This window comes from Jeongeupia chitinilytica, from assembly GCF_014652315.1.
In the GTDB taxonomy this organism is placed as follows: domain Bacteria; phylum Pseudomonadota; class Gammaproteobacteria; order Burkholderiales; family Chitinibacteraceae; genus Jeongeupia; species Jeongeupia chitinilytica.
Genome location: NZ_BMYO01000006.1, coordinates 144,473 through 160,997, shown reverse-complemented (window position 1 = coordinate 160,997; position 16,525 = coordinate 144,473). Strand labels below are relative to the sequence as shown.

16 protein-coding genes are annotated in these 16,525 nt (G+C 65.7%); 3 read left to right on the top strand and 13 right to left on the bottom strand.

Annotated features, from left to right (window positions below):
* Positions 1-30: 30 nt before the first annotated feature.
* From IE097_RS12135 to IE097_RS12125, 3 genes are all read right to left on the bottom strand, one after another.
* Complete coding sequence (locus tag IE097_RS12135) at positions 31-546, bottom strand: M15 family metallopeptidase (RefSeq protein WP_189461099.1); 516 nt, start codon at positions 544-546, stop codon at positions 31-33.
* Positions 546-2,822: a DNA topoisomerase IV subunit A gene (gene parC, locus IE097_RS12130; RefSeq protein ID WP_373295747.1), complete on the bottom strand. Its 2,277-nt coding sequence runs from the start codon at positions 2,820-2,822 to the stop codon at positions 546-548. Before parC ends, IE097_RS12135 begins: the two co-directional genes overlap by 1 nt.
* A gap of 169 nt (positions 2,823-2,991) precedes the next feature.
* Positions 2,992-3,819, bottom strand: coding sequence for a transporter substrate-binding domain-containing protein (locus IE097_RS12125; protein ID WP_189461095.1), 828 nt, complete (start codon positions 3,817-3,819; stop codon positions 2,992-2,994).
* A gap of 291 nt (positions 3,820-4,110) precedes the next feature.
* Between IE097_RS12125 and IE097_RS19630 the strand changes: the two genes are divergently transcribed.
* Complete coding sequence (locus IE097_RS19630) at positions 4,111-5,022, top strand: methyl-accepting chemotaxis protein (RefSeq protein ID WP_373295744.1); 912 nt, start codon at positions 4,111-4,113, stop codon at positions 5,020-5,022.
* A 15-nt stretch (positions 5,023-5,037) separates the two neighbouring features.
* Here IE097_RS19630 and IE097_RS12115 read toward each other — a convergent pair whose 3' ends face one another.
* The 6 genes from IE097_RS12115 to IE097_RS12090 all read right to left on the bottom strand — a co-directional run bounded on the left by IE097_RS12115 (position 5,038) and on the right by IE097_RS12090 (position 11,578).
* Positions 5,038-5,511, bottom strand: coding sequence for a GNAT family N-acetyltransferase (locus IE097_RS12115; protein WP_189461093.1), 474 nt, complete (start codon positions 5,509-5,511; stop codon positions 5,038-5,040).
* Positions 5,508-6,407, bottom strand: coding sequence for a protein kinase family protein (locus IE097_RS12110; protein ID WP_189461091.1), 900 nt, complete (start codon positions 6,405-6,407; stop codon positions 5,508-5,510). Before IE097_RS12110 ends, IE097_RS12115 begins: the two co-directional genes overlap by 4 nt.
* Positions 6,408-6,496: 89 nt before the next feature.
* A complete protein-coding gene (locus IE097_RS12105) occupies positions 6,497-7,120 on the bottom strand; it encodes a hypothetical protein (RefSeq protein WP_189461089.1) in 624 nt (207 codons plus the stop codon).
* A 17-nt stretch (positions 7,121-7,137) separates the two neighbouring features.
* Positions 7,138-9,111 (bottom strand): DNA topoisomerase IV subunit B, encoded by a 1,974-nt coding sequence (parE, locus tag IE097_RS12100; protein WP_189461087.1) that lies wholly within the window; start codon positions 9,109-9,111, stop codon positions 7,138-7,140.
* Between the two features lie 246 nt (positions 9,112-9,357).
* Positions 9,358-10,683: a tRNA uridine-5-carboxymethylaminomethyl(34) synthesis GTPase MnmE gene (gene mnmE, locus IE097_RS12095; RefSeq protein WP_189461085.1), complete on the bottom strand. Its 1,326-nt coding sequence runs from the start codon at positions 10,681-10,683 to the stop codon at positions 9,358-9,360.
* Between the two features lie 10 nt (positions 10,684-10,693).
* The gene (locus tag IE097_RS12090; RefSeq protein WP_189461083.1) at positions 10,694-11,578 is read right to left on the bottom strand and encodes a helix-turn-helix domain-containing protein; all 885 of its coding nucleotides are present in this window, start codon (positions 11,576-11,578) and stop codon (positions 10,694-10,696) included.
* Positions 11,579-11,701: 123 nt separating this feature from the next.
* On the opposite strand from IE097_RS12090, the gene IE097_RS12085 reads away from it, so the two are divergent.
* Positions 11,702-12,349, top strand: coding sequence for an HAD-IA family hydrolase (locus tag IE097_RS12085; RefSeq protein ID WP_189461081.1), 648 nt, complete (start codon positions 11,702-11,704; stop codon positions 12,347-12,349).
* A gap of 60 nt (positions 12,350-12,409) precedes the next feature.
* Here IE097_RS12085 and yidC read toward each other — a convergent pair whose 3' ends face one another.
* The 4 genes from yidC to rpmH are packed head-to-tail and all read right to left on the bottom strand — an operon-like array spanning position 12,410 to position 14,812.
* Positions 12,410-14,056, bottom strand: a complete 1,647-nt coding sequence (yidC, locus tag IE097_RS12080) for a membrane protein insertase YidC (protein WP_189461079.1) — start codon at positions 14,054-14,056, stop codon at positions 12,410-12,412.
* A 15-nt stretch (positions 14,057-14,071) separates the two neighbouring features.
* On the bottom strand, positions 14,072-14,296 hold the full coding sequence (yidD, locus tag IE097_RS12075) for a membrane protein insertion efficiency factor YidD (protein ID WP_189461077.1): 225 nt from the start codon (positions 14,294-14,296) through the stop codon (positions 14,072-14,074).
* Positions 14,293-14,658 carry a ribonuclease P protein component gene (gene rnpA, locus IE097_RS12070; protein ID WP_189461075.1) on the bottom strand — a complete coding sequence of 122 codons (366 nt, stop codon included), beginning with the start codon at positions 14,656-14,658 and terminating at the stop codon, positions 14,293-14,295. Before rnpA ends, yidD begins: the two co-directional genes overlap by 4 nt.
* Positions 14,659-14,677: 19 nt before the next feature.
* Positions 14,678-14,812 (bottom strand): 50S ribosomal protein L34, encoded by a 135-nt coding sequence (gene rpmH / locus IE097_RS12065; protein WP_189461072.1) that lies wholly within the window; start codon positions 14,810-14,812, stop codon positions 14,678-14,680.
* 235 nt (positions 14,813-15,047) lie between these two features.
* Here rpmH and dnaA point away from each other — a divergent pair, with 235 nt between their 5' ends.
* Positions 15,048-16,448, top strand: coding sequence for a chromosomal replication initiator protein DnaA (dnaA, locus tag IE097_RS12060; protein ID WP_189461070.1), 1,401 nt, complete (start codon positions 15,048-15,050; stop codon positions 16,446-16,448).
* Positions 16,449-16,525 lie beyond the last annotated feature (77 nt).

Here is a 16,525-nt window from a genome sequence, read left to right as displayed (position 1 = left end):
ACAAAGCCGGCGAATGCCGGCTTTGTGTCGTCATGCCCGGTAGCACCAGTGCCAGGGCTCGTAGACGTAGCCATTCGGATTGCCGCGTGGAAACGACAGCGTGAAACCGAAGCGGGCGGCATTCCGGTCGAGCCACGCATACGCGGCTGTCGTTTCGAATGCTTCCTCGAGCACCGGGCCGCCCGGTTCGTAGATGTCGACGGCGCGACCGGTGTGGTGTTCGCTGCAGCCGGGGGGAGCCAGCCGTTCGAGGATGGCCGCAATGCTCTCGCCCCGGTCGAGTTTGGTCCGGATCAGTTCGACCTGTCGGGCAATGCCGCGCCATGCCGACGCGATGCGCAGCGTCACCCCGTCGGTCGCCGCTGCCGTCTGCATCGTCCGCCAGGCATTGCAGGCGGCCGGCGTCAGCCGCCACTCGCGGCCATCGTCGGCGATTTCGGCGATCACCAGTTCGTCGGCATCGTCGTACAGCGTCAGCCGTTTTTCGGCGAGAACCGACTCGGCGATGCCGAGCGATTGCCAGGTGGCGGCGAGCGTCGGGTTCATCAGAAGCCCGGCAGCTTCAGCGCGATCGGTTTGCCCTTGCGCGCACGCTTGCCGACATAGGGAGCCATGCCGTTGGCGTCGAGGATCAGCTCGGTCACCTTGCCGCCACGGCCTGCACCGGTGAGTCTGAGCGTCTCGCCGTCGCAGACGGTGATGCCGGCGAGTTCGTCCTTGTCGTCGAGTGCCATCGTGATCACGCCACGACCACCGCCGGCGAGCTGCTTGAATTCGCCGTACGGGAACAGGTGCAGCTTGCCGGCTTTCGACAGGCAGGCGACCAGCGACGTTTCACGTGGAACAAACGTCGCCAGCCTGAGGATGGTTTCGCCCTCGTCGACGCTGATGAAGCTCTTGCCGGCCTTCTGCCGGCTCAGCAGGTTGTCGAACTGGCAGGCGAAGCCGTAACCGGCCGAGTTGGCGATCACCAGCCATTCGTCGTTGCCGGCGGTGAAGAGCTGGACGATGCGGCTCTTGGCCGCCAGATCGACCAGCGTCGTCACCGGTACGCCGTCACCGCGGCCGCCCGGCACCACGGCCGCCTGGATCGTGTAGACCCGGCCGTCTGAGCCGATCAGCGCGACGTTGTCGACGGTGCGGCATTCGATCGCCGCGAGCAGCTGGTCGCCGTCCTTGAAACTCTGGCTGGCCAGATCGATGCCGTGGCCCTGGCGCGAGCGGATCCAGCCCTTTTCGGACAGGATCAGCGTCGTCGGTTCGTCGACGACCGAGACTTCGATCACGGCCTTTTCAGCCTGTTCGATCAGGGTCCGGCGCGGATCGGCGTACTTCTTGCGATCGGCTTCGATTTCCTTGATGACCAGTTTCTGCATTGCACCGGCATTGCCGAGCAGGTGTTCGAGTTCGTCCTTTTCCTTGCGCAGGTCGGCGAGCTCCTGCTCGATCCGGATGCCTTCGAGCCGCGCCAGCTGGCGCAGGCGGATTTCGAGAATGTCTTCGGCCTGGCGATCGGACAGGTTGAAACGCGCGATCAGCGCCGCCTTGGGGTCATCCGATTCGCGGATGATGCGGATCACCTCGTCGATGTTCAGGAAGACGACCATCCGGCCTTCGAGGATGTGGATGCGGTCGTCGACCTTGCCGAGCCGGTGTTCGGTGCGGCGGCGTACCGTGTCGAAGCGGAATGAGATCCACTCGGCGATCAGGTCGCGCAGGCTCTTCTGCCCCGGCCGGCCGTCGCGGCCGATCGCGACGATGTTGATCGACAGATTGGTTTCCAGCGAGGTGTGCGCGAGCAGCAGCGTCATCAGCTCGTCGGCATTCTGGCGCGACGACTTCGGCTCGAACACCAGCCGTACCGGCTGGTCCTTGCCCGATTCGTCGCGGACGCGGTCGAGCGACGACAGCAGCAGTTTCTTGGTCTGGTCCTGCTCCTGCGTCAGCGTCTTCTTGCCCTTCTTGATCTTCGGGTTCGTCAGCTCCTCGATTTCCTCGAGGACCTTCTGGCTCGACGTGCCGTGCGGCAGTTCGGTGACGACGATCTGCCACTGGCCGCGCGCGAGTTCTTCCTTCTCCCAGCGTGCGCGGGTCTTCAGGCTGCCGCGTCCGTTCTCGTATGCGGCGACGATGTCCTTCTTGGACGAGATGATCTGGCCGCCACCGGGCAGGTCCGGCCCCTGGATGTATTCGAGCAGTGCGGCGGTATCGAGCCCCGGCTGGCGGATCAGTGCGATCGCCGCATCGGCGACTTCACCGAGGTTGTGCGGCGGAATTTCGGTCGCCATGCCGACGGCAATGCCCGATGCGCCGTTGAGCAGCAGCATCGGCAGCCGTGCCGGCAGCAGTACCGGCTCGTCGAAGGCGCCGTCGTAGTTCGGAATGAAGTCGGTGGTGCCGGCGTCGAGTTCGGACAGCAGCAGCTCGGCGATCGGGCTCAGCCGCGCTTCGGTGTAGCGATAGGCGGCGGCGCCGTCGCCGTCGCGCGAACCGAAGTTGCCGTGGCCGTCGACCAGCGGATAGCGCAGCGAGAAGTCCTGTGCGATCCGTACCAGTGCGTCGTACGCCGACTGGTCTCCGTGCGGGTGGAACTTGCCCAGCACGTCGCCGATGATGCGCGCCGATTTCACCGGCTTGGACGTCGCGGTCAGGCCCATCTCGTGCATCGCGTACAGCAGCCGGCGCTGTACCGGTTTCTGGCCGTCTTCGGCCTGCGGCAGCGCGCGGCTCTTGACCACGCTCATCGCGTATTCGAGGTAGCTGCGCTCGGCGTACAGGCCGAGCTGGACCGATTCGCCGTCGTCGGGCGCTTGGGTCGACACGGCGGCGCTGACGTAGCGGCGATTGCCGCCGTCGTCGGCGGCCGGTGCGGTTTCTGGGACGGTCAGTTCGTCGAAGTCGGACATGGAAGGCAAGGAATGTGAATCAGGCAGAGCGCATTGTAGCCCGAGCCTTGCCGAGGTTTCACGACCGTTCCACGTGAAACACCGGCTACTCGAGCACCCGGAACACGAAGTACTGGTTTTGCAGCTGCTGGTGCGTGCCATCGGCGATCAGCTTGCGCAGCGCCTTGTTGAATTCGTCGCGCAGTGCGGTCTTGCCCGGCGGCAGCGCTATCGCTTCGCCCTGCCCCAGCCAGCGGCTGGCCTGGACCTTGCCGCCGACGAGTTCGTAGCGCTCGGCGTTGGCCGGCTTGCGCAGGAAGTCGGTCAGCACCGCGCTGTCGCCGAACAGCACGTCGATCCTGCCGGCATCGAGTGCGGCAAACGTGTCTTCGGCCGACGGGAAGCGTTCCACCTTGACGTGGCCCGGTTCGATCTCGTGCTTCAGATAGTCGGCGAACGTGGTGTCGGCGGCGACACCGACGCGCTGGTCGCGCAGCCGTTCGGCCGTGAGTACCGGCCAGATGATGCGACTGTCCTTGCGGGCGATGTAGGCACCGGGAACGCGCGAATAGACGTCGGTGAACAGCACCTGTTTTTCGCGCTCGGGCGTGACCGACATCGACGAGACGATCGCGTCCGCATCGCCGCGCGTCAGTGCCGGAATCAGCTGTTCCCAGTCGTAGCGCTTGAACTCGCAGCGGGCCTGCATTTCGGCGCACAGGGCGTTGGCAATGTCGATGTTGAAACCGACCAGCTGCTTGTCGGCATCGACGTATTCGAACGGCGGGTACTTGCCTTCGAGGGCGATGCGCAGCGTACGCTGCGGTACGGCGGCTTCCGGTGTGACCGGTACCGGGACAGGACGCGTGTAATACCACGTGCCGGCAGCCGCAATCGCGGCGAGGACGACGCCGGTGGCGACGAGTTTGCTCATGAAGGGGGTTCCGGGTCTGGCCGGGCGAAGTGGCCGGCACGCCGGTGCGGGCCAGCCGCAATCCGGATCAAGAAAGGTGGGGTTAATTTGCTTGTCATTTTATGGAAATGGACCCCGGGGCAGACTTGGCGAAATCCCCAGCTTGTCCGATCGGCCGGGCTGGGGGCTCTGTGGTCGATTGGGCAACATATCAGTCGATCCTGATGCGTCCCGACATGGGGTCGCGGCATACTGGATGCCGGTCATGATGCAAACGCACGCGGATGCGTGCGGTAAGGAAACGGGGAAAACATGGTGTTTGGCGAATGGTTCGGCAACAAGGCCGCACAGGCGCAATTGCAGGACGAAGTGCGGGCGCTGCGCGCCGACAATGCGCGGCTCAGGGCGCTGGTCGACAAGCACGAACGCGACACGACCTTCCTGAGCCAGATCACCCCGGTCCGGCCGGAGCCGCCGCTGGCAAAGCTGTCGCCGGCACTGGCGCAGCACGATCAAGCGATGAATACCGTGGCCGGGATGCTCGACGGTGTCGCCGGCGAGGCGTCGGCGCTGCGCGAGCAGGCCGACGGCCTGAGTGCACGGACCGCGCATGGCGCGACCGCGGTCGCGACGGCGCGCGAGCGGCTGGCCGGGCTCGGCACGACGACGACGCGCTGCCGTGACGACATCGACGCGCTCGACGCGCAATCGTCCGACATCACCCGTTTCGTGCAGATGATCAAGGAAATCGCCGACCAGACCAACCTGCTGGCGCTGAATGCCGCGATCGAGGCCGCACGTGCCGGCGAGGCCGGTCGCGGCTTTGCCGTCGTGGCCGACGAAGTCCGCAAGCTTGCCGAACGGACCGGCGCCGCGACCGCCGAAATCACCGGCCTTGTCGGTGCGATCCGGCAGCGGACCGGCGATGCACGCGACGGCATCAGCACGCTGGTGGCCGAGGTCGACGCCAGCCTGGTTCAGGTCGGCGAAGCCAGCAGCGACCTGGGCGTCCTGCGCGACGATGCCGCGCGGGTGTCACTGGCGAGCCAGCAGGCCATGCAGCAGGCCGAGGCGATCGGCCGGCAGTTCGGCACGCTGGCGGAGCGGCAGCAGCTGTTCCGCGCACTGATCGATCCGACGGCAGGAGAGCCGGCCGGGCGCGACGGCGAGATTGTCCGCCGTTGGCGTGGCGGCGACCACAACGCGGTCGCCTTGCCGGGCTGACCCTCCCCTCTTGCGCTACAGGCGCTTCGACATCCGGAAGCGTTCGATCGGCACGCCGTGCCGCATGACCCATTCGGTGTCGACCAGCGCATAGCCGAGCCAGGCCAGTTTCGGCCTGAGCAGGCGACTGGCCTCGGTATGCAGCGCGCCTGCACCCCGAGCGCGCGCGGCGGCTTCAAGTGTGGTGACCAGCTGCGTACCGATGCCCTGATCGACCCGGTCATGACGGACGTAAAGCATGTCGAGATGATCCGGCGTCGGACCGAGGCTGCCGAAGCCGACGATCACACCCGCGTCGACGGCGACCAGCACCACGCCGCCGGGATCGGCGATGGCCGCGGCAAAGCCTGCCGGATCGGGTACGGAGGGCGACCAGGCGGCACATTCGGCCTCGCTGTAGGCCGCGCGACCGGCACGGCGCACCGATTCGTGCAGCAGCGTCGCCAGTTCGGCTGCGTCGGCGGTTCCCGCCGGGCGAAGTTCGATCATGGCTGCTCCAGCTCGTCGTGGAAGGCGGCGAGTTTGCGTTCGAACCACGCATCGTCGCGCCAGCCGGTGAATTCGGCGTGCTTGATGTCATCCCACAGGCTGAACAGCCAGCGTCGTGCCGGCCAGAGCGGCGCCGGTGGCTCCGTTTCCAGATAGCGTTCGAGCAGCCGGAAATCGGATCGCGCATCGGGCAGGTGGAACAGGTCGAGTTCGCGGTGGGCAAATCGCGCGCCGGCCGGATCGATCACTGCGACGAGACGCCACGTGTGCGGATCGACCAGATAGTTGCCGGCATGGCCGTCGTCGTGGATGAAGGCCGGCGGATCGTCGGCGATCGGCGCCAGCAGCGTGTCGACGTGGGCCAGCGTGGCCAGCAGCCGCGCCTTGAGCGCGGTGTCGAAGCCGTCGGCCTTTTCCAGAAAACGGCGCCGGGCGGCCAGATAGGCATGGTAACTCGCCGCAAAGCTCGGAAAGCGGCAGCCGTCGAGGCCTTCGAACGCCGTGGCGGTCTGCGCGTGCCAGTGCCGCTGCAGCGCGACGATGTCGGCGGCGAGTGCATCGGCGGACTCGGCCGGGGTTTCGGTGGCGTTGACCCCGGCGACATGGTCCATCACGAAGGCGTCCCAGCCGTGTTCGGCGGCGGTCTCGAAATGCAGCAGTTGCGGCACGGCAATCGCCGCCGGTGTGGCGGCACGCAGTGCCTGCATTGCGCGCGCCTCGTGCGGCGCGAAGCCGGCAATGCGGAAACGCTTGACCACGCGGCGCTCGCCACTGGCGAGCCGGACGATGCAGACCTGACCGTAGAACCCGTCGATGACCGTGTCGACTCCGGGAACTTCGCCGAACCAGTCGAGCGCGCGCGTTTCGAACCAATCGGTGATGGCCGGTTCAAGCATGACGAATCCTTGGCGATGAGGTGCTCGCACGATAGCGCGTCGGTCCGTCCGCTTGTACTTCAACGGCATACGCCGACAACGCCGGCAAACTACTCCAGCTGTTCGGCGAAGCGCTCGGCGATTTGCCGGAACACGCGGCGATACAGTTCGGCGAAGGTTTCGGTGTTGTTTGCCGCGGTCGCGACGACGCGGCTCCGGTACGACGCGCCGTCGACGCTCAGCGTCGCCTCGGCGATCACCGGCGGCCACGCGTTGCTCACTTCGTCGGCGGTGTACCACCCGCCCGAGACCTGATCCTTGCTGCAACCAATCTCGGTCATCGCCATAAACAGGCCACTACCAAGCAGCCCCGCATAGGCGCCGCTGAAACTGCCGACTTGTTGTTTCAACATCACCGCGTTGTTGAGATGAACCGTATAGCTTTGCAGTTTCAGATGCCGGCCTTCGAGCCGGTCGCCGGCGAGCGCCTGCAGATCGCTTTTCAGCACCGCGACCTTGTCGGGATCGGTCCGGCTGTCGCCGATCCGGGTGATGCCGTAGTCGCAGCTGGTGATCAGGTACGACAGCATCTCGTTGGTCTTTTCAACGTCGAGCCGGCGGTCTTCGAGCGTGAAGCGCGTTGCTGCCGGCGACGTGTTGGCCAGCATGACCGGTTGTTGCGAGGCACAGCCCGAGAGCACGAGTGATGCGAGTAAAAGCGACAGGTGTTTCATCGTGTTCTTGTTGACGGTTACAGGTCGGCTTCGACCTCGTTGCCGCGCGCTTCGAGCCAGGCACGGCGGCTGCTGGCTTCGCCCTTGCCCATCAGCATGTTCATCAGTTCGCGCGTGTTCTGCGACACGTCGTCGGCGATGCCGACGCGCAGCACCCGGCGGGTATCCGGATTCATCGTCGTCTCGAACAGCTGCTCGGCGTTCATTTCCCCGAGGCCCTTGAAGCGCGAAATGCTCCACGCGCCTTCACGTACCTTCTCGGCGCGCAGCTTGTCGAGAATCGCGCCGAGTTCGCCGTCGTCGAGCGCGTAGAACTTGCGCGGCGGCTTCTGCTTGCCGCTGCCGGCAACGTCGACGCGGAACAGCGGCGGCTGGGCGACGTAGACATGGCCGGCATCGATCAGCTTGGGGAAATGGCGGTAGAACAGGGTGAGCAGCAGTACCTGGATGTGCGAGCCGTCGACGTCGGCGTCGGACATGATGATGATCTTGCCGTAACGCAGTCCGGACAGGTCCGGCGTGTCGCCAGGGCCGTGCGCGTCGACGCCGATCGCCACCGCGATGTCGTGGACTTCGTTGTTGGCGAAGATCTGGTCCTTGTCGACTTCCCAGGTATTGAGCACCTTGCCGCGCAGCGGCAGGATCGCCTGGAAGTCCTTGTCGCGACCCAGCTTGGCGGAGCCGCCGGCCGAATCGCCTTCGACGAGGAACAGCTCGCAGCGCTCGCCTTCGTCCGAGGCGCAATCGGTCAGCTTGCCCGGCAGTACGGCGACGCCGGACGACTTCTTCTTCTCGACCTTCTGTGCACTCTTCTGCCGGCTTTGCGCGGCACGGATCGCCAGCTCGGCCAGCTTGCGCCCCAGTTCGACGTGTTCGTTCAGCCACAGCTCGAACGGCGATTTGACCATGGTCGAGACGAGCTTCAGGCCGTCACGGCTGGTCAGCTTGTCCTTGGTCTGGCCCTGGAACTGCGGGTCGAGCACCTTGGCCGACAGCACGAAGGAGCAGCGGCCGAACAGGTCTTCGGGCAGCAGCTTCACGCCCTTGGGCAGCAGGCTGTGGAATTCGATGAAGGTTTTCACTGCCTGGAACACGCCGTCGCGCAGACCGGACTCGTGCGTACCGCCGGCCGGGGTCGGGATCAGGTTGACGTAGGATTCGCGATTGACGGGGCCTTCCGGATTCCAGGTGAACGCCCACGCGCAGCCTTCGCCGGGGGCGAAGGTGTCGTCGTCACCGTCGGCATACTTTTCGCCGCGCAGGATCGGCGTCAGCGTCTCGTAGCCGGCGAGCTGTTCGGTCAGGTAGCCGGTCAGGCCATCGGGATAGGTCCACTCGCGGCGCACGAATTCGCCGCCGGCCTGTTCGAGATCGAGACTGACGACGAGACCGGGCAGCAGTACGGCCTTGGACTTGAGCAGGTGTTCGAGTTCGGCCTGCGGAATGGCCGCCGAGTCGAAATATTGCGGGTCGGGCCGGACCGTGACCGTGGTGCCGGTGTCCTTCTTCGCCGCACTGCCCGTGACGGCCAGCGGCTCGACGACGTCGCCGCCGGCGAACACGATGCGGTGCTGCGCGCCGTCGCGCTTTACTTCGACTTCGAGCCGGGTCGACAGTGCGTTGGTCACCGACACGCCGACGCCGTGCAGGCCGCCGGAGAATGCATAGGCGCCACCGTCCTTCTTGTCGAACTTGCCGCCGGCATGCAGCTGCGTGAACACCAGCTGGACCGCCGGGACCCCCTCCTCCGGATGGATGCCGACCGGAATGCCGCGGCCGTCGTCCGACACGCGCAGGCTCTGGTCGCGCCACAGTGTCACCCGGATCGTTTTCGCATAGCCGCCGAGCGCTTCGTCGGCGGCGTTGTCGATCACTTCCTGGCAGATGTGCAGCGGGTTGTCGGTGCGGGTGTACATCCCCGGCCGGTGCCGGACCGGATCGAGCCCCTTGAGGACCTTGACCGCGGATTCGTCGTAGCGTGGCGTGCTCATGGTTTCACGTGAAACATTGGATGCGGCGAGTCTAGCAAGCCGTTCCGGATTGAAGAAGGCGGATTATTCAGCGCGTGGTTGCAAATTTCCATCGATGCCTGCGAAGCGGGCTGGAAAAACCGTCTGACGATTTTGAGCGATCTTCGCTTAACGTCGCCGAAAAACAGGTTTCGAAAAAATAGATCATCATGCGGTTATGTGCATTGAAATGGCGATCAAAGTTCGTCATTTGTCGCCAAGTAGGCGTTACTTTCCGATGCAGAACCGGCTGAAAATGACACCCAAAAGGTCGTCCGACGTGAACGCACCGGTAATTTCGCTCAAGGCGTTTTGCGCCAGCCGTAATTCCTCGGCAAACAGCTCGATCTGCAAATAGGCGGCTCCGGCGCTGTCGAGGTGGCCCTGGGCGCGGCGGATCGCGTCAAGGTGGCGCTCGCGGGCGATGAACACCGCGTCGCTCTCGCCCTGCCAGCCGACGCGGGCCAGCAGCGCCTGCCGCAGGGCAGCCAGACCCAGTCCGGCCTTGGCCGAGACGCGCAGGTCGCCGGCTTCACCGCCCGCTTCACCGGTCAGGTCGATCTTGTTGAAGACGCGCAGCACCGGCAGCGTTGCCGGCAGGCGGTCGAGGATGGCCCGATCGTGCGCGGTGACGCCTTCGCGACTGTCGAGCAGCAGCAGCGCGAGATCGGCGCGTTCGATTGCGGCCCAGGTGCGTTCGATGCCGATCTTCTCGACTACGTCGTCGGTCTCGCGCAGCCCGGCGGTGTCGATGACGTGCACCGGCACGCCGTCGAGCTGGATCAGCTCGCGCACCGTGTCGCGGGTGGTGCCGGCGATGTCGGTGACGATGGCGACGTCCTCGCCGGCCAGTGCGTTCATCAGGCTGGATTTGCCGACATTGGGCTGGCCGATCAGCACGATGTGCGCCCCTTCGCGCAGCAGCCGTCCCTGCGTTGCGGTCGCCAGTACCGCCTGCAGCTGCGCGGCGATGCCGGCGAGCTTGCCGCGCGCATCGGCGGCTTCAAGGAAGTCGATGTCTTCCTCGGGGAAATCGAGCGTCGCTTCGACCAGCATGCGCAGCGTGATCAGCTGGTCGACGAGCTGATGGACTTCGCGCGAGAACGCGCCGTCGAGCGATTTCAGCGCCGAACGCGCCGCGGCTTCCGACTGCGCGTCGATCAGGTCGGCGACGGCTTCGGCCTGGGCAAGGTCGAGCTTGCCGTTCAGGAACGCCCGCTTGCTGAATTCGCCGGCTTCGGCGTGACGGGCGCCGAGCTCGATGCAGCGCTTGAGCAGCATCGCCAGCACCACCGGGCTGCCGTGGCCCTGCAGTTCGAGCACGTCTTCGCCGGTGAACGAGTTCGGCCCCGGAAACCACAGCGCGATGCCTTCGTCGAGTACCGTGCCGTCGGCGGCGCGGAAGCGGGCGAAGTGGGCGTGGCGCGGGGTCAGTGTCCGGCCGATCAGCGCCTGCGTCAGCGCCGGCAGCTTAGGCCCGGACAGGCGGATGACGCCGACGCCACCGCGTCCGGGGGCCGTGGCGACGGCGGCGATCAGTTCGGAGGTCGTCATGGTGTGTGCTTCAGTGTTCATGGGCGTGATGATACGGGCTGGCCCTGCTGCCGTCGCGCAAGTGGTAGCGGCGGCGGAACGCGGCCGGCGTCATGGCCTTGTGGCGGGCAAAGCTGCGGTAGAACTGTGCCGGGCTGGGAAAGCCGCTCTGCTGCGCGACGATCTCGACCGCGAGGCGGGTGTTGATCAGCAGATCGCAGGCGTGACCGATGCGCAGTTCGGCCAGATAGGCACTGACACTGCCGAGCGGCTGCAGGGCGAACAGCCGTTTCAGCGTGGCGACGCTGGTGTTGGCGATGCGCGCCAGTTCGTCGAGCCGTACCGGTTCGCGGTAGTGCCGGTACAGGTGGGCCAGCGCCGCAGCCAGCCGAGGCTCGTCCGGCGGCGGGGCGATCACGGCGCCGATCTGCCGGACGTCGGCGGCCGTACTGAGCTGCTCGAGCAGCGCCAGCAATGCCCGCAGTCGCGCCGGACCGCGGGCTTGGCGTACCGCGGTGAACAGCGGGTCGGCGGCCCTGGTGCTGGAATGGCCGAAGACCAGACCGGCGCGGATGCTGCCCAGCCAGCGCGCGATCGCATCGAGTTCGGGCAGCAAGGTGGCGAGGCTGTCGAACCACTCGGCGGTGAACTGGATGACTTCGACTTCGTGGTGACGGCCGTCCGCGCGTGCGTCGGCGTGCCAGGTGTGCGGCTGGTTCGGTGCGACCAGTGCCAGGTCGAGTTCGTCGAAACGTTCGACATCGCTGCCGATGTAGCGCACGCCGCGGGCATGCCGCGTCAGCGTCAGCTCGAACTCGGGGTGGTAATGCCACTGGAACGGCACCTGTGCGACGTCGAGGTATTCGAGTCGCCAGTGCAGCCGGTCGTGGTAGTCGAGGTGTTCCCTGATCAGCACGGTGAGAAATTTGCCCTTGCGATGAGCCGATTGTAGAGAGAGTTGCGCCGTGCGACGAGATTTGCCGTCCGGCGGTGCGCTACGCTGGCGGCATCGTTACGCCGCACGGACAAGGAGCACTACATGACGACGTTGACCACCAGGGCGCTGCTGCTGGACATGGACGGCACGCTGGTCGATTCGACCCCGGCGGTCGAAAAAGGCTGGACCCGCTGGTGCATCGACCACGGCATCGCACCGCGGACGGTGCTCGACATCTGCCACGGCTGCACCTCGGAATACGTGCTCGCCCGGGTTGCGCCGCACCTCGACGTCGCTACCGAGAATGCGGTGCTCGACGCACTGGAGATCGAATACGCTGCCGAGGCGACCGTGCGCCCGGGGGCGGCCGACCTGCTGGCCGCGCTGCCGCCGGCACAATGGGCGCTGGTGACTTCGGCCGGTCGTGAAGTCGCGCTGACGCGGTTCCGGCTCGGTGCGCTGCCGTGGCCGGCGGTCGCGGTGGTGGCCGAGGACGTCAGCCAGGGCAAGCCGTCTCCGGAGCCCTACCTGCGTGCCGCGGTCGCGCTGGGGGTCGATCCGGCCGAATGTGTCGTGTTCGAGGATGCCGCCGCCGGCGTGGCGTCGGCGCTGGCCGCCGGCTGTCGCGTCGTCATCGTCGGCGACCATGTGCCGCTACAGCCGGGCGTGATCGGCCGGGTTGCCGATTTCGCCGGTGTGTCGCTGCAGGTGCTGGACGACGGACTGCTGCGGCTGACCCTGCCGGTCTGACCTGCCGGCTGCCATGAAAAAAGCCGCCCTTGGGCGGCTTTTTTCGTTTCACGAAAAGCGTCACGAATTGCGCGCGACCTTCTCTTCGTTTTCGACCTTGCGGGTGATGTACCACTGCTGGGCGATCGACAGCACGTTGTTGACCACGTAGTACAGCACCAGACCGGCCGGGAAGAACAGGAAGAACACGCTGAACACCAGCGGCATGATCTTCATCATCTTCGCCTGCATCGGATCCGGCGGCGGCGGGCTCAGCTGCTGCTGGATGAACATCGTCACCGCCATCAGGATCGGCAGCACGAAGTACGGGTCCTTGGCCGACAGGTCGTGGATCCACAGCGCCCACGGCGCCTGGCGCAGTTCGACCGCGGCGATCAGCGCCCAGTACAGCGCGATGAAGACCGGGATCTGTACCAGCATCGGCAGGCAGCCGCCGAGCGGATTGACCTTCTCGGTCTTGTACATCTCCATCACGGCCTGCTGGAACTTCATCTTGTCGTCGCCGTGACGTTCCTTCAGCTGCTCCAGGCGCGGCGCGAGCTTGCGCATCTTCGCCATCGACCGGTAGCTGGTCGCCGCGAGCGGATAGAACAGCGCCTTGATCAGGATGGTCAGCAGGATGATGGCCCAGCCCCAGTTGCCGACGACCTTGTGGATCTGGTCGAGCACCCAGAACAGCGGCTTGGCGAAGATCGTGAAGATGCCATAGTCCTTGACGAGGTCGAAGCCCGGCGCGACGCGGTCGAGCACGCGGGTTTCCTGCGGGCCGACGAACAGTTCGACAGTCTTGTCGAGCTTGGCGCCCGGTGCGACCTGCGGCAGCGCGGTGACGACGCCGGCCGAATACAGTCCGCCCGGCACGGCCTTCAGCTCGTAGCTGCAACCGGTATCGGCGGCACAGATCGACGGCTGGTCCTTCGGCGAGGTGATCCAGGCGCTGGTGAAGTAGTGCTGCACCATTGCGACCCAGCCGTCCTTGGCCGACTTCTGGTAGTCCGCTTCTCCCTTGTCGAGCTTGGCGAAATCGACCTTCTGGAACTTGCCCGCGTCGGTGTAGACGGCCGGCCCGGTGAAGGTGTGCGTGCCGAACATGCCGGTGCTGGTGCCTTCCGGTGCCTTGCCGTCGCGCAGCAGGCGGTAGTAGGCCTGTGCCGACAAGGGCTTGCTGCCGCCGTTGACGAGTTCGTAGGTGACGCCGACGAGGTAGGAGTCGCGCTTGAAGGTATAGATCTTGGCGACCTTGACGCCGTCCGGGCCGGCGGCTTCGAGGCGTACGTCGACCTTGTCCTGGCCGTCGGCGAGCGCGTAGCTCGTCTGTGCCGCGGTGAACACGCTCTTGTGCGTCGGCAGGCCGTCACCGATCAGGCCGGTCTGCGCCACATAGGTGTGCACGCCGTCGTCCTCGAGCAGCACGAAGGGCTTGGCCGGGTCGTTGACCGCGCCGTACTTGTTCAGCACGACCTTGCGCAGGTCGGCACCGTTGGTGTCGATCTCGGCGGTCAGCAGGTCGGTCTTCACCGTGATCCGCGTGCCGTTGGCAAGCTTACCGGTTTCGGGCTGGGCAGCGGCCGGGGCCGCGGCGGTGGCCGACGCGGTCGCCGCAGGCGGCGTGCTCAGCTGCGGGTATCGTTTCTCCATCCACTTCTGCCAGAAGAAGAGGATGCCGAACGAGACCGCGATGAAGAGAATCAGTCTTTTGGTGTCCATCGTGTACTCGGAAAGTCAGGGGACGGGGTCGTGACCACAGCCGCCCCAGGGATGGCAGCGGCAAAGCCGGCGAATTGTAAGCCACCCGCCGCGCCCGGCGCCATGTTTAACAATTGCCTCTATGGCGTATTGCGAACACGACGGCGTAAAGCGGCAGCGCGGGCCGATCAGCGGGCTGATGCACCATTGGTAGAACCGGATGATGCCGATTGCCAGTGCGCCGAACAGCCGGCCGATCATGGCGCATGCCTGGCGCGCTGCTTGCGGAACAGCGTCAGCAGTGCCTGCCGGGCCGCCGCGCCCTCGCCGCGGCCGAAGGCCCGGCGTGAACGGACGACCAGATCGAGGCCGGCCAGCTCGGCCGCGTGCAGCCGGAATACCTCGCGCGCGCTGCGGCGGATGTAGTTGCGCACCACGGCGCGCTTGTCGGTCTTGCGGCCGACGACCATGCCCAGCCGTGCATGCGGCAGGCCGTTCGGCCTGGCCAGCACCTGGAAGTAGTCGTTGCTCGACGACGAGCGCAAACTAAAAACGGATGAATAATCATCCGTTTTCAGCAGGCGCAGTACCCGCGGGAAGCCGTAGCGAAGAGCGGGCGCCATGCCGGCGCAACCGTCAGGCTTAAGCCGACAGGACAGCGCGGCCCTTGGCGCGGCGCGCAGCGATCACATTGCGACCACCGTTGGTCTTCATGCGGGCGCGGAAGCCGTGGGTGCGCTTGCGACGGATAACGGACGGCTGGAAAGTACGTTTCATGACTAGAATTCCTGAGCGGACAAAATCGACAGTAAACCATTGATTCCACAATAAAGCCAAGGCCTTGTCAACCCTTTCGTCGGCTGTGCGGCCGGGATGCCTGTGGATAACTTCGCCGTCTCGGGGTAGAATCCGGCTGATCCATCACCACTCCGCCATCGGCTTCGCACCGGTTCGCCCGCCTGAATTACCGTTCCGGCGCGGCCTGCTATCGTCGCGAGGCTGGCCCCCCTCTATGTCCGCGCTCGAAAATTGCTGGGCCCATTGCCTGACCGAACTCGAAGGCCGCCTTGGCGCCGACCAGTTCCGCATCTGGATCCGCCCGCTGGTGGCCGAGCCCCAGGACGACGCGCTCAACCTGATCGTTCCGAACCAGATTTTCCTGCAGTTCATCCGTGACCGCTTTCTCGGTCTGATCGAGGAAGCCGCTGCCGGCTTCTGCGGTGGCGAAGCACCGGCAATTTCGCTCAAGGTCGGCAGTGCCGCACGCAAGGCGGCACCAAGCCCGGCGACTGCAAACGCCATTCCGGCCGCGCCGCGCCGGCCGAGCAGCAACCCGGCCAGCCCGGAACCGGCGCCCAAACCGGTGATTGCCGCCGCTGCGGCCAATCATGAAACGACGCGGCTCAACCCGAACTTCACCTTCGAAACGCTGGTCACCGGCAAGGCCAACCAGCTGGCGCGCGCCGCCGCGCAGCAGGTGGCCGAGCATCCGGGCGAGAGCTACAACCCGCTGTTCGTCTACGGCGGCGTCGGCCTCGGCAAGACGCACCTGATCCAGTCGATCGGCAACCTCGTGCACCAGCGCAATCCGGCGGCGAAGATCCGCTACATCCACGCCGAAAAGTACGTGACCGACGTGGTCAAGGCCTACCAGCACAAGGCCTTCGACGAGTTCAAGCGCTACTACCATTCGCTCGACCTGCTGCTGATCGACGACATCCAGTTCTTCGTCGGCAAGGACAAGACCCAGGAAGAATTCTTCTACCTGTTCAACGCGCTGGTCGAAGGCCACAAGCAGATCATCCTGACGTCGGACCGGATCCCGCGCGAGATCGAGGGCTTGCAGGAGCGGCTGACGTCGCGGTTCTCCTGGGGGCTGACCGTCGCGATCGAGCCGCCCGAGCTGGAAATGCGCGTGGCGATCCTGATGAAGAAGGCCGAGCGCGAGAACTTCAAGCTCGATTCGACCGTCGCCTTCTTCGTGGCCAAACACATCCGTTCGAACGTGCGCGAGCTGGAAGGCGCGCTGAAGCGCGTGCTCGCGTACTCGCGCTTCACCAACCAGCCGCTGACGCTGGAAGCCGCCAAGGAAGCGCTGAAGGACATTCTCGCCGCCGGCAACCGGCTGATTTCGGTCGAGAACATCCAGAAGACCGTCGCCGACTTCTACAAGATCAAGGTCGCCGACATGCACAGCAAGAAGCGCACCCGCGATATTGCCCGGCCGCGCCAGGTCGCGATGACCTTGACCAAGGAACTGACGCAGATGAGCCTGCCGGCGATCGGCGACGCGTTCGGCGGCCGCGACCACACGACGGTGCTGCATGCCTGCCGCACCATCGACGACCTGCGGCAGAAGGACCAGGAGCTCGGTCACCAGTACGGGGTGCTGCTGCAGATGCTGCGCAGCTGAAGCCGGGCCGGTGCCGCCGGGCATCGGCCGGCGCTGATTTAAGGTAAAATTCGGCGGTTACGCCTCTAACAAATTTT

Coding starts and splice junctions, on each gene's coding strand:
- IE097_RS19630 (WP_373295744.1), top strand. CDS start 4,111: ATGGTGTTTGGCGAATGGTTCGGCAACAAGGCCGCACAGGCGCAATTG.
- rnpA (WP_189461075.1), bottom strand. CDS start 14,658: ATGGCGCCCGCTCTTCGCTACGGCTTCCCGCGGGTACTGCGCCTGCTG.
- dnaA (WP_189461070.1), top strand. CDS start 15,048: ATGTCCGCGCTCGAAAATTGCTGGGCCCATTGCCTGACCGAACTCGAA.
- IE097_RS12110 (WP_189461091.1), bottom strand. CDS start 6,407: ATGCTTGAACCGGCCATCACCGATTGGTTCGAAACGCGCGCGCTCGAC.
- IE097_RS12085 (WP_189461081.1), top strand. CDS start 11,702: ATGACGACGTTGACCACCAGGGCGCTGCTGCTGGACATGGACGGCACG.
- IE097_RS12115 (WP_189461093.1), bottom strand. CDS start 5,511: ATGATCGAACTTCGCCCGGCGGGAACCGCCGACGCAGCCGAACTGGCG.
- IE097_RS12125 (WP_189461095.1), bottom strand. CDS start 3,819: ATGAGCAAACTCGTCGCCACCGGCGTCGTCCTCGCCGCGATTGCGGCT.
- yidC (WP_189461079.1), bottom strand. CDS start 14,056: ATGGACACCAAAAGACTGATTCTCTTCATCGCGGTCTCGTTCGGCATC.
- IE097_RS12135 (WP_189461099.1), bottom strand. CDS start 546: ATGAACCCGACGCTCGCCGCCACCTGGCAATCGCTCGGCATCGCCGAG.
- rpmH (WP_189461072.1), bottom strand. CDS start 14,812: ATGAAACGTACTTTCCAGCCGTCCGTTATCCGTCGCAAGCGCACCCAC.
- yidD (WP_189461077.1), bottom strand. CDS start 14,296: ATGATCGGCCGGCTGTTCGGCGCACTGGCAATCGGCATCATCCGGTTC.
- parE (WP_189461087.1), bottom strand. CDS start 9,111: ATGAGCACGCCACGCTACGACGAATCCGCGGTCAAGGTCCTCAAGGGG.
- mnmE (WP_189461085.1), bottom strand. CDS start 10,683: ATGACGACCTCCGAACTGATCGCCGCCGTCGCCACGGCCCCCGGACGC.
- IE097_RS12105 (WP_189461089.1), bottom strand. CDS start 7,120: ATGAAACACCTGTCGCTTTTACTCGCATCACTCGTGCTCTCGGGCTGT.